The 12,472-nt window shown below is 64.2% G+C and carries 10 protein-coding genes; 7 read left to right on the top strand and 3 right to left on the bottom strand.

Annotated features, from left to right (window positions below; all coding sequences use genetic code 11):
* The first annotated feature begins 105 nt into the window (after window positions 1–105).
* The 5 genes from OKW39_RS32475 to OKW39_RS32455 all read left to right on the top strand — a co-directional run bounded on the left by OKW39_RS32475 (window position 106) and on the right by OKW39_RS32455 (window position 5,336).
* Complete coding sequence (locus OKW39_RS32475) at window positions 106–558, top strand: HU family DNA-binding protein (RefSeq protein WP_090807144.1); 453 nt, start codon at window positions 106–108, stop codon at window positions 556–558.
* A gap of 413 nt (window positions 559–971) precedes the next feature.
* The gene (locus OKW39_RS32470) at window positions 972–2,381 is read left to right on the top strand and encodes a circularly permuted type 2 ATP-grasp protein (RefSeq protein WP_090807142.1); all 1,410 of its coding nucleotides are present in this window, start codon (window positions 972–974) and stop codon (window positions 2,379–2,381) included.
* A 158-nt stretch (window positions 2,382–2,539) separates the two neighbouring features.
* On the top strand, window positions 2,540–3,490 hold the full coding sequence (locus OKW39_RS32465) for an alpha-E domain-containing protein (protein ID WP_090807140.1): 951 nt from the start codon (window positions 2,540–2,542) through the stop codon (window positions 3,488–3,490).
* A 12-nt stretch (window positions 3,491–3,502) separates the two neighbouring features.
* Window positions 3,503–4,303 (top strand): transglutaminase family protein, encoded by an 801-nt coding sequence (locus tag OKW39_RS32460; RefSeq protein WP_429333517.1) that lies wholly within the window; start codon window positions 3,503–3,505, stop codon window positions 4,301–4,303.
* Between the two features lie 160 nt (window positions 4,304–4,463).
* Window positions 4,464–5,336, top strand: coding sequence for a peptidase (locus tag OKW39_RS32455; RefSeq protein ID WP_429333518.1), 873 nt, complete (start codon window positions 4,464–4,466; stop codon window positions 5,334–5,336).
* A 154-nt stretch (window positions 5,337–5,490) separates the two neighbouring features.
* Here the strand turns inward: OKW39_RS32455 and OKW39_RS32450 are convergent, their stop codons facing one another.
* Both OKW39_RS32450 and OKW39_RS32445 read right to left on the bottom strand, forming a co-directional pair.
* The gene (locus tag OKW39_RS32450) at window positions 5,491–6,675 is read right to left on the bottom strand and encodes a porin (RefSeq protein WP_429564508.1); all 1,185 of its coding nucleotides are present in this window, start codon (window positions 6,673–6,675) and stop codon (window positions 5,491–5,493) included.
* A 432-nt stretch (window positions 6,676–7,107) separates the two neighbouring features.
* Window positions 7,108–8,376, bottom strand: coding sequence for a YihY/virulence factor BrkB family protein (locus tag OKW39_RS32445; RefSeq protein WP_090807133.1), 1,269 nt, complete (start codon window positions 8,374–8,376; stop codon window positions 7,108–7,110).
* Between the two features lie 204 nt (window positions 8,377–8,580).
* Between OKW39_RS32445 and OKW39_RS32440 the strand changes: the two genes are divergently transcribed.
* Window positions 8,581–9,135 carry a YbaK/EbsC family protein gene (locus OKW39_RS32440; RefSeq protein ID WP_429565469.1) on the top strand — a complete coding sequence of 185 codons (555 nt, stop codon included), beginning with the start codon at window positions 8,581–8,583 and terminating at the stop codon, window positions 9,133–9,135.
* A gap of 110 nt (window positions 9,136–9,245) precedes the next feature.
* Window positions 9,246–10,805 carry a methyl-accepting chemotaxis protein gene (locus tag OKW39_RS32435; RefSeq protein WP_429564507.1) on the top strand — a complete coding sequence of 520 codons (1,560 nt, stop codon included), beginning with the start codon at window positions 9,246–9,248 and terminating at the stop codon, window positions 10,803–10,805.
* 68 nt (window positions 10,806–10,873) lie between these two features.
* Here the strand turns inward: OKW39_RS32435 and OKW39_RS32430 are convergent, their stop codons facing one another.
* Window positions 10,874–12,361, bottom strand: coding sequence for a SulP family inorganic anion transporter (locus tag OKW39_RS32430; protein WP_429564506.1), 1,488 nt, complete (start codon window positions 12,359–12,361; stop codon window positions 10,874–10,876).
* Window positions 12,362–12,472: the final 111 nt, after the last annotated feature.

The raw sequence follows: 12,472 nt of genomic DNA, 5'->3' as shown, positions 1-12,472 counted from the left end.
AAAGAGTCGCGCAAATCGCTTTAGCGCTTGTAGAATCCGGCGTTGAAGCGTGCACATACGGTGTGCGCTTCGAGCAATTCACTGACCACAACAGGTAGGAGAAACATGCCGACTTCCGCAAAAAAGGTGGCCAAGAAGGCTGCTGCCCCGGTACCGACCAAGAAGGTTGCTGCAAAGAAAGTTCCTGCGAAGAAAGCCGTCGCAGCCAAGAAGGTCGCCGTGAAGGCGTCTGGCGCACCGTCGCCGATCAAGGACACCTTCACGAAGGCCTCGTTGGCAGCTCACATCGCTGAACGCGCTGCAGTGGAACCGAAGACCGCCAAGGCCGTGCTGGCCGCGCTCGAAGACACGATCCTCGGCACGGTGCACAAGAAGGGCGCTGGCGAATTCACGCTGTCGGGTCTGCTGAAGATCGTCGTGCAGGCTGTGCCGGCGAAGAAGAAGCGCTTCGGCAAGGACCCGTTCACGGGTGAAGAGCGCTGGTTCCCGGCCAAGCCGGCCAGCGTGCGCATCAAGACACGCGCGCTGAAGAAGCTGAAGGACGCAGCGGCAGCCTGAACGCGTTGCTCGCACGACTCAGGCGTCGGCATGGCGCTGTTGTGTTTAACCATGCCTGACGTTTGAGTGCGTGAAAAAGCGCCTGCATGCAGGTGATCGAAGTCCCCGTGGATGAAGATTCACGGGGACTTTTTTTATGCGCTCGCTTCGTAGTGCGCGTCGAGTCCATTGGCGAAACGGCAAGCGCGCCTCTCATAGTGTGCTCCCTGATGGCGCATACGCACCTGACTGGCGCATCATGATCCACGACAGTACGATCAAGGCAATCCGACGCCCTGCGGATGCCCCGTTAGCGGGCACGTCAATGCGCTCTATCCAGACACATTCAATGGCATAACGCTTGCTTGATCGAAGGTCGAATACCGAATGCGCAGCGCATTCGCCTTCTATTTGACAACAAGACTGGGGCTGACATGCGATGCTATGACGAGATGCGCCATCACGCCGATGGCGTACGGCCGCATTACGCGCGCTTTGAGCGATGGTTGGACAGTCAGGGCGATGAAGCGATCGCACGCAAGCGCGCGGAAGCGGACCTGCTGTTCCGGCGCGTCGGCATCACGTTCGCAGTAAACGGCGACCTGTCAGGCACCGAGCGGCTGATTCCCTTCGATCTGATTCCGCGCATCATCCCGCGCGGCGAATGGCAGACGCTCGAAGCGGGTTTGCGACAGCGCGTGCAGGCTCTCAACCTGTTTATCCACGACGTCTATCACGATCGCAACATCGTGCACGCGGGCATCGTGCCGGCCGACCAGGTCTATACCAACGCACAGTATCGCCCCGAGATGCAGGGCGTCGACGTGCCGCTCGGTGTTTACGCGCATATCGCGGGCGTCGACGTGGTGCGCGCCGGCGATGAAGGCGAATTCTACGTACTCGAAGACAATCTGCGTGTGCCGTCGGGCGTGTCGTACATGCTCGAAAACCGCAAGATGATGATGCGGCTCTTCCCTGAACTGTTCGTGCAGAACCGCATCGCGCCGGTCGCGCATTATCCCGACCTGCTGCTCGATACGCTGCGCTCGGTCGCGCCCGCGGGCGTCGACGATCCGGTCGTCGTCGTGCTGACGCCGGGCATGTACAACTCCGCGTATTTCGAGCATACGTTCCTCGCGCAGCAGATGGGCGTCGAGCTCGTCGAAGGCAAGGATCTGTTCGTCGACGACAACTACGTGTTCATGCGCACCACGCAAGGACCGAAGCGCGTCGACGTGATCTACCGGCGCGTCGACGACGATTTTCTCGATCCGCTTGCGTTTCGCCCCGACTCCGCGCTCGGCGTACCGGGTCTGCTCACCGCCTATCGCGCCGGCCGCGTCGCGCTCGCGAACGCGATGGGCACCGGCATCGCCGACGACAAATCGATCTACCCGTACGTGCCCGACATGATCGCGTTTTATCTTGGCGAAAAGCCGATTCTGAACAACGTACCGACCTATCAGTGCCGTAAGCCCGAGGATCTCGCCTATACGCTCGCGCATCTGCCGGAGCTGGTGGTCAAGGAAGTGCACGGCGCGGGCGGCTACGGGATGCTGGTCGGCCCCGCCTCGACGAAGGCCGAAGTCGAGGCCTTCCGCGAGCGGCTGATCGCGCGTCCGGCCGGTTATATCGCACAGCCCACGCTGGCGCTGTCCGCGTGTCCGACTTTCGTCGAATCGGGCATCGCGCCGCGCCATATCGACCTGCGGCCGTTCGTGCTGTCGGGCAAGACCACCACGATGGTGGCGGGCGGCCTCACGCGGGTCGCGTTGCAGGAGGGCTCGCTCGTCGTCAATTCATCGCAGGGAGGCGGGACCAAGGACACCTGGATGGTCGACTGACGCGGTTGCCGCCGCGCTTTTCGCCTCGCTCGCAACAGAGCAGAGCAGGGCGCGACACTCGCAACCTGATGCGCGCTGGCGCTCAACGGATAACCAGCGCGGACCTTCGTCGCTGACGAAGGCCTCGCGCGTTCAGATCACAGACATGGAACGTCGTCATGCTTAGCCGAACCGCCGATCACCTCTTCTGGATGGCCCGCTATATGGAGCGTGCGGAGAACACCGCCCGCATGCTCGACATCAACCTGAAGGCGCAACTGCTGCCGCAGACGGCCGAACAGGAGGCTCGCGCGCAGCGCTCGGTGCTGCGCATCTCCGAGCTCGAAAGCGCCTTCGCGCAGCGCTACGACGAACCGACGCGCGAGCACATGCTCGACTTCATGATCGCCGACGCAAGTAATTCGTCGAGCATTCATTCGTGCCTGCAGGCCGCGCGTGAAAACGCCCGCGCGGTGCGCGGCACGCTGACGACCGAGTGGTGGGAAACCATCAACGACACGTGGCTCGAATTCAACGAGCGGCTCGCGAGCGGGCAGGCCGCGAGCAATCCGGGCTCGTTGTTCGAGTGGGTCAAGTTCCGCTCGCATCTGTCGCGCGGCGTGACGATCGGCACCGCGCTGCAGGACGACGCGTTCTTCTTCACGCAGCTAGGCACGTATCTGGAGCGCGCCGACAACACCGCGCGGATTCTCGATGTGCGTTTCGCGAACGTCGAGCCGAATTCACGCGACGCGGCGCGCCAGCTCGAGGACTTCTATTACTGGACCTCGATCCTGAGTTCGGTGTCGGCGCTCGAGATCTACCGCAGGGTATATCGCGACGTCGTGACGCCCGCGCGCGTCGTCGAGCTGATGATCCTCAATCAGCAGATGCCGCGCTCGCTGCTCGCCTCGCTCGACGGCGTGTGCAGCAATCTCGCGATGCTGCGCACCTCGGGCTCGAACCAGTGCGAGCGCTTCGCCGGCAAGCTGCGCGCCGAGCTGTTGTATGCCGACATCCGGCAGATTTTCGAAAGCGGTCTGCACGCCTATCTGACGCAGTTCCTCGCTCGCGTGTTCGATCTGGGCAATCTGGTGGCGCGTACTTATCTGATGCTGCCAGTGGCCTGACGGAGTTTTCTCATGTACCTGACGATCCGCCACGACACCTCTTACCGCTACGAAGCGACGGTTCACTATTCGATCCAGCAGTTGCGCCTGACGCCCGCGAGCGGCGCCGGACAGACCGTGCGGCGTTGGAACATCGACGCGCCGGGCAAGCTCGACGCGACGCTCGACGCCTACGGCAACGTGCTGCACACGCTCGTCATGAACAAGCCGCACGACGAGATTCATCTGCGCGTGTCGGGCGAGGTGGACACGATGCCGCTCGTCGACGGCGTGCTGGGTGATCCGCCCGGCCCGATTCCGCTCGAGCATTTCACCTGCGCGACGCGTCTGACCGAAGCCGACGGCGCGATCCGCGAACTGGCGGAGTCGGTGGCGAATCTGGCGAGCCCGGCAAGCCTGCTCACGCTGTCCGAGCAGATCGTGCAGCGCGTGCAGTACCGGCCCGGCGTGACCGAGGTCACGAGCACGGCCGCCGAGGCGCTCGCGCTCGGCAAAGGCGTGTGCCAGGACCATGCGCATCTGATGCTCGCGTGCTGCCGCGCGCGCGGCGTGCCGGCGCGCTACGTAAGCGGATATATCGAACCCGGCGACGTGCCGCATGGCGCGAGTCACGCGTGGGTCGACGTTTGGCTCGAAGGCAAAGGGTGGATTTCGATCGACGTCACGCATGCCGGGTTTGCCAGCGAGATCTACTGCCGGCTCGCGGTCGCCCGTGACTATGAGGCCGCGGCACCGGTGCGCGGCCGACGCATCGGCGGACTCGAAGAGGAGCTTCACGTGGCGGTGGCGGTCAGCGCGCAGATGTCGCAGTAGCCGCGTTGCAACGCCAACGCGCGCGACCGCATTTAACATTCCTGCCACGTGTTCGGAATCAGCTGCCAAAAAGCTGCAAAAAAGGGCCGTAAACACGGATAAAAGGCGCCTGTGCGCCGCATTACAATAGCCCCGTTCCTTTGCCTTCCGCGGATTCCTTATGACTTACTGCGTAGCGATGGCCGTCAACGACGGCCTCGTATTTTTGTCCGACACGCGTACCAATGCGGGCGTCGATCACATCAGTACCGCGCGCAAGATGTCGGTGTTCGAGCAACCCGGCGAACGCATGCTGGTGCTGCTCGGCGCCGGCAATCTGTCGATCACGCAAGCGGTGCTGCACGAGCTGTCCGAGCCCGCCGATGCCAGCGAGCCCACGCTGTGGAGCGTGCCGACCATGGCGGACGCCGCGCGCGTGGTCGGCAGCGCGGTGCGTCGCGTGCATGAGCGCGAGGCCGAGGCGATGCAGAAGTTCGGTGTCGACTTCAATTGCAGCTTCATTCTCGGCGGCCAGATCGCGGGCAACCGGATGCGCCTTTTCATGATCTACGCGGCGGGCAATTTCATCGAGGCGTCGGCCGTGAATCCGTATTTCCAGATCGGCGAGGCGAAGTATGGCAAGCCGATCATCGACCGGGTGCTGACGCCGTCCACACCGCTCGACGAGGCCGCGAAGTCCGCGCTGATCTCGATGGACTCGACGCTGCGCTCGAACCTGTCAGTGGGCTTGCCGCTCGATCTGCTCGTGTACGAGAAGGATGCGCTGCGGGTCACGCGGTTCGTGTCGATCGATCGCGACAACGCGTACTTCGACATGCTTCACCGCACGTGGGGCGAGCGTCTGCGCCAGGTGTTCGCCGAGATTCCCGATCCGGACTGGCAGCGGTCGCTGGATGCGCCGTCGCCGCAGTCGGAGCGGGCGCTGGTGCTATATCGCGCGCCGGTCGGCGCCGATGGCGTCGAGCATGAGCACGATGTGTCGCCCGCGCAGATTCTCGCGCAGGCCGACAAGGGCAAGGCGCAGCGGCGCTAGCTGCGTTGGGTTCGGAGCGCGGGTCAGGCTCGCTCGGGCCCGCACCACAACCTCAGGACGAAAAAAAACCAGCCATCGGCATCGCCTCTGGCTGGTTTCTGGTCTCTGGCTCCGCAGCCCGTCGGCTGCGTAGCAGGTCCGATTCGAAGTCCGATTAGAACTTGTGACGGATACCGAGGCTGACCATGACCTGGTTGCTGGTGCTCGACTGGTTGCCATACGAACCGATCGAAGCCGTGGACGAAACGAGTGCGCCCGTAGCCGGATCACGCTGGTCGCCGCTTGCATGCTGCCATGCGGCGACCGTGTACACGTCGGTGCGCTTCGACAACGAGTAGTCGCCGCCCAGCGAAACCTGGTTGTACGTTGCCTTCGCGTCGCCCGTACCGCGGGTGTACGCGTAGCCGATACCCAGCAGGGCTGCCGGCGTGATCTGGTAGCCGACGTACACGCGGCCGACGTTGAAGATCTGCGTCGACGTGAACGCCGATTGTGCGTCCGGCTTGTAGCGCGCGTTGCTGTACGACAGGTTAGCCGTCAACGGGCCCGTCACGTACTGAGCAGCTGCCGAAGCGATGCTGATCGACTTCGCCGTGGTGTAAGCCTGGTTGATGCCTGCGTTGTTCGGGAAGGCCGTGTCGAACGTAGCGCCGGGGACCGTCGTGCTGTTCCAGCCCGTGCGGACAGGAAGGTTGGTGCTTGCGTTGTCAGTCCTCAGGTAGCCACCCGCGACGCTGAACGGACCCGTTGCGTACGTTGCTGCGCCGGCCCACGTTTGACCCGAACCCGTCGCGCCTGCGACGCCGCCCAGAGCGTACATGCCTTCGACCTGGAAGCCCGAAAACACCGGCGACACATACTTCAGCGAATTGTTCACGCGGAAGCTGTTGTCGTTGTTGTCGACGTCACCCGGCGTAGCGAACGTGCTGCCGAAGTAGTTGTCGCCCGTCAGCGGCTGGATCATGTCGACCAGCGGGTCGTATTGACGACCAGCTGTGAAGGTGCCCCAAGAGTCGCCCGTCAAACCGACGTAAGCCTGACGACCGAACATCAGGCCGCCTTGACCGAGCTTGCCGTTGTTGATGTCAAAGCCGTTTTCCAACTGGAAAATTGCCTTCAGGCCGCCGCCGAGGTCTTCCGTGCCCTTCAGGCCGAAACGGTTACCTTGCAGGTTGCCGCCAAACATTTGTACGAGGCTACCGCCGTTGGGCGTAGCGTTGTTCACGTACTGGACCGATTCATCCAGCACGCCATACAGGGTCACGCTGCTTTGCGCGTGAGCGATACCGGCGACGCCGAGGAGCGCCAGCGAGAGGGTAGACAGTGCGATTCGTTTCATCCATTTCTCCACGCAGATGATTGTTCGTTGTTGCGGAAAGCAGAATAGCTCAGCGGCTCGGCGGGGTAGAAACGGAAAAAAAAGAGTGTCGCCAAAAACTGACAATCGATGCAAACCCTTGTATTTAAAGCTCTCAACGATTGTTTCCATTTGCGCAACATTTATTGGTCTGATGTGCATTATTGTTGATTTGTTGATAGTGACTGGGTGAACGAACGCACGATGAGCATCGATTTGTATGCTAAATGTAACCTAGTCGTGTACGCGTCCACTCGTCTTTGTAGTGAAATCATAAAAGAGACGGCTGACGAAAGGACTAGACAGGCTGGACAGAAGGGGCGCGTTGTGTGTCCAGGCGCAATCGACTGGATTGACGGCGCAACACGCGCATCGATAAGGGTATGGACGGTAGCGTGGTGTGAAGCGCCCGCTTCAGCGCCGGTCGGCGCCACGGCGCGCCATGGCCGCGGCCGTGAGCCCCGCGGCGGCCGCGAGCAGCACCGAGGTCCACGGGTTGCGTCGCACGTAGCGGTCGGCGGCCGTCGCCTGGCGGCGCGCTTCGACGAGGGCGGACGCCGCGAAACGGGTGGCTTGCGCTTCGGCGTCGAGCACCTTGCGCGTAACGTCCACCGCGGTCTCATGCGCGGAGCGCCTTTGCGCCGCCGCGTTGATTCCCGCGGGCAGCGGCGTAGCCGTTTGGCTGGCAACACCCACAGCAGCGGGAGCAGACGGCGCGGCATTTGCCGCGACGGTCGATGCCGCCAGTACCGACGCGAGCTTCGCGCGGCTGCCCGGCGGCGACTCGCCCTGCATGCCCCAGCCGCCACGCGGATCGTGCAGCCGGCCGCGCGCCGCCGAGAACTCCGCGCCGAGCAGCAGCACCAACGCCGAGAAGTACAGCCACATCAGCAGCACTGCGAGCGAGCCGGCCGCGCCGAACGCGCTGGCCATTCCCGCATGCGCGAGATACAGCGCGAACAGCTTCTTGCCAGCCGTGAACAACACGGCCGCGACGATGCCGCCCACCACCGCATCGCGCCACAGCACCCGAGCGTCGGGCAGAAACTTGAGCAGTCCGGCGAACGCGAAGATCAGCACGAACAGCCCGACGCCGAGCTGCAGCAGATTGCCGATCACGACATACGGCGAGTCGCCCCACAGCCAGTTGCCGATAAAGACGATCACCGTATCGAGCACCAGCGACACGATCAGCAGGAACGCGACGCCGAGCACGAGCCCGAACGAAATCAGTCGCACCCGCACCAGCGCGAGCCAGCTGGAAGTGCGCGGCCCGCTGTACGGCCACACTATATTGAGCGCGCTGTTCAGCGACGAGAACGTCGCCGACGCGCCGATCGCCAGCAGCGAGAACGAGATGATCGTCGCGATGCCGCCTTTGGCGCCCGCGTGATGCGCGTTCTCGACGATCGTCTGCACGCCGGCCGCGGCCTGGTCGCCGATCAGGCCGTTGATGTGGCCGAACAGCTCGCCGCGCGCGGCCGCCGGGCCGAAGAACCAGCCGGCCACCGCGAGCACCATCACGAGCGTCGGCGCGAGCGAAAACGCCGCATAGAACGCGATGCTCGCCGCCAACGCAGGACAGCGGTTCTCCGCGAACTGCCGCAGTGCGCCCATCGCCCAATTGGCCTGATGACGCGCGGCCTGCTGGAGGTTCTCGCGAGAGAGCGTGTCGATGTCCATGATCGTGTCTGAATCGTGAGGGCGCCTTCAGGGTGTTTGCTTCATTGCCGTTCGCAAACCTCGTGCCCGTCACTATACAAGTTAAGCGGCGCGCTGCATGGCCTGCGTTCATGGCCTGTTTTGCGGCCCGTTTCGCGGCCCGTTTCGCGGCCGCCCGCGCATACCGCTAGAATGCAGCGGGTTAATGTCACCTTTCCGCTCATCATGCATTCGCACGAACTCGTACGGCAACTGGACGTCATCGAGCGCGACCAGTGGAGCGCGCATCTGCCCGCGCATGTCATCGAACAATTGCCGGCGCGCGGGATCACGGTGTTCGCCGTCACCGACGACGCCTCCGACACCGCCGCATTCAGCGCTCGCTACGGCTTCGGTCTCGAAGACTGCGCGAACACGATCGTGATCCGCTACAGGAAAGAGGGTGGCGAGCACTATGCGGCGCTCGTGTCGCTCGGCTCGCGGCGGCTCGACATCAACGGCGCGGTGAAGGCCGCGCTCGGCGCACAGCGGCTGTCATTCGCGAAGCGCGAGGCGGCGGTCGAGCATAGCCAGATGGAGTTCGGCGCAATTACCGCGTTCGGTCTGCCGGCCGACTGGCGCATCCTCGTCGACGCCGCCGTGATGGAGCGTGCGCAGATCGTGATGGGCGCCGGCGTGCGCGCGGCCAAGCTGCTGATGTCGCCCGACGTGCTGCGGCAATGGCCGCGCTGCGAGGTGGCGGCGCTGACGTTGCCTGCGGACGGAAACCCGCAACCTTGAAGCCGCACTGAAGTTTTCTTCCGTCGCGCCGTTAATCCCGACAACGACATGAAACGTTTGCGGCGTCCGTTCGCGCGGACAGCCGCCGACCACGACAAGGGATACGGAAGATGGAACGGTTTCGCCTGAAAGTGCGGCTGTGGCTCGCGCTCGCGGTGATGTGCATGGGCATTCTGGCGATCGGCCTGTGGGGGGCGGTCAAGACACGAGACACGATGATCGCCGATCGCGAGGGCGAGCTGAAAAACGTGGTCAGCATCGCGTACAGCGTGCTCGGTCGCTACAACGCGCTCGTCGCGGCCGGCACGATGCCGCTCGCCGATGCGCAGCGCGCCGCGATGGACGACCTGCGCGCAATGCGCTACGACGGTGCCGGCGGCTATCTCGTGCTCGAAGACAGCCAGGCGCACGTGCTGATGCATGCCACGCGCGCCGACCTCGTCGGCAAGGACATGACCAACGTCACCGATCCGGACGGCCGCCACGTGTTCAAGGAAGGTTCCGAGCAAACGCAGCGCGAAGGCGAGGCCTTCGTTCATCTGCAGTTCCCGAAGCCCGGCACCGACAAGCTTGCGCCGAAGATCAACTACATGCGGCTTTACAAGCCGTGGGACTGGACCATCGTCACCGGCGTCTTCACGGACGACATCGACGGCGTGTTCTACCGCACCCTCGTGCAATACATGATCGCGGCGGTGGTGCTTTGCGCGCTCGTGTCACTGGTGATCGGCGTGATTCTGCGCAGCATTCTGCGTCAGCTTGGCGGCGAACCGGCGTACGCGCTGCAGATCGCGTCGCGTATCGCGGACGGCGACCTCGACGTGGTCGTCGACGCGAAGGCCGGCGACAGCACGAGCCTGCTCGCCGCGATGAAACGGATGCAGCAGCGTCTCGCGCAGGCGATCGAGCAGATTCGCGCCGGCGCGACGCTGATTTCGTCGGTATCGAACGAGATCGCCGCGGGCAATTCGGACCTGTCGCGCCGCACCGAGCAGCAGGCGGCCGCGCTCGGCGAGACCGCGTCGAGCATGGAGCAGATCACCGCGACCGTGCGTCAGAACGCCGACAACGCGAAGCAGGCGAGCCAGCTCTCGCACAACGCGTCGGAGACCGCGGCGCGCGGCGGCGCGGTGGTCGGGCGGGTGATCGACACGATGCGCGGGATTTCACAGTCGTCGCACCGGATCGGCGACATCATCGGCGTGATCGAAGGGATTGCGTTCCAAACCAATATTCTCGCGTTGAACGCGGCCGTCGAGGCGGCGCGCGCGGGCGAGGAGGGCCGCGGTTTCGCGGTGGTCGCGGGCGAAGTGCGCACGCTCGCGCAACGCAGCGCGGCGGCCGCGAAGGAGATCAAGGCGCTGATCGAGGAATCGGCCGCGCAGATCGCGGGCGGTTCGGAGCACGTCGGACGCGCGGGTGACACGATGCAGGAAGTCGTGCAGGCGGTACGTCGTGTCAACGACATCATGGGCGAGATCAGCGCGGCGTCGGCCGAGCAGACCTCGGGCATCGAGCAGGTCAACATCGCGGTCGCGAGCATGGATCAGACGACGCAGCAGAATGCGGCGCTCGTCGAGGAGGCGAGCGCGGCGGCCGATGTGCTGAAGACGCAGACCGGGCAGTTGTCGGCGGCGATCGCGGTGTTCCGGTTGCCCGAGCAGCGCTAAAGCACCAGGCCGCATTGTCGACGCGCGCGAGAATTCACCGCGCGCGGGCTCGCAACGCGGTGCGTGCCTCACGCCAAGCCGATCCCCGCGCGGCTCAACAATTGGCGGTTGCGCTCCGACAGATTCTTCATGCGCAATTGCTTGCCCGCCTTGCGATAGCGCTCGGCCAGACCCTGCAACGCGGCGAGCGCCGAATGATCGGCGAGCAGCAGGTGACTGCAATCGACGGTCACGCTCGCCGGGTCGCGCGCCGGATCGAACAGCTCGTGAAAGCGCGTCGTCGACGCGAAAAACAGCGTGCCGCGCGGCACATAGGTCTTATGGCCCGCTCGATCCTCGGCATGCGTGTGAATTTCGCGCGCATGCTGCCACGCGAAGTTGAGCGCGGCGATCACGATGCCGCACATCACCGCGATCGCGAGATCGGCAAACACAGTGATGACCGTGACCGCGACGATCACGAGCGCGTCGTTGCGCGGCACCTTGCCGAGCACGCGCAGCGATCCCCACGCGAAGGTTTGCTGCGCGACCACGAACATCACGCCCACCAGCGCCGCGAGCGGAATTCGCTCGATCAGCGGCGACAGGAACAGGATGTACAGCAGGATCATCACGCCGCTGACGATTCCCGACAGCCGCGAGCGTCCCCCGGAATTCAGGTTGATCATGGTCTGGCCGATCATCGCGCAACCGCCCATGCCGCCGAACAGCCCCGATGCGAGGTTCGCCGCGCCGAGCGCGACGCATTCGCGATTCGGCTGACCGCGCGTTTCGGTGATTTGGTCGGTCAGGTTGAACGTCAGCAGCGTTTCGAGCAGACCGACGATCGCGATCAGCACGGCGTACGGCAGGATGATGCGAAGCGTCTCGAGATCGAGCGGCACGTCGGGCAGATGCAGCGTCGGCAGATTACCGGCGACATGCGCCATGTCGCCGAGCGTGCGCGTCGGCAGATGCAGCAGCTGCGTGAAAAGGCCGATGCCGAGAATGGCCACGAGCGCCGGTGGCACGGCTCGCGTAAGTCGAGGCAGCAGATAGACGATCGCCATCGTCAGCGCGACGAGCGCGCACATCGTCGCGAGCGCGCTGCCGTGCAGCCAGGCTTCGCCGTGCGGCGTGACCGTTTTGAAGTGAGCGAGCTGCGCGGTCGCGATGACGATCGCGAGTCCGTTGACGAAGCCGAGCATGACCGGATGCGGGACCATGCGGGTCAGTTTGCCGAGCCGCAATATGCCGAACAGCATCATCAGGAGGCCGCTCAGGATCACGGTCGCAAGCAGATACTGCGCGCCGTGCTCGACGACGAGCGCGACGATCACGACTGCCATCGAGCCCGCCGCGCCCGAAATCATGCCGGGACGTCCGCCAAATAGCGCGGTGACGGTGCAGATAAAGAATGCGCCGTACAGACCCATCAACGGATTCAGATGGGCGACGAGCGCAAAGGCGATGCATTCGGGCACCAGCGCGAACGACGAGGTCAAGCCTGCGAGCACGTTGCTGCGAATGCCGGACAGCCACGCGGGCCGACCGGAAGCGGGACTAGCGGTGTTCATGTTCTACGAGGTGGCGCGCGAGCGCAATGCTGAGGCTTGTATGGGCTGCGCTGAACTGGCGTGGCAACGCGCGGCTGCGCGAAGGATTGCGTCCGCTGGGCGCGGACGGTT

It is taken from the genome of Paraburkholderia sp. MM6662-R1 (assembly GCF_050436245.1).
Lineage (GTDB): Bacteria > Pseudomonadota > Gammaproteobacteria > Burkholderiales > Burkholderiaceae > Paraburkholderia > Paraburkholderia tuberum.
Note: the sequence above shows the minus strand (reverse complement) of the source record. Positions and strands in the feature narration are given on the sequence as shown.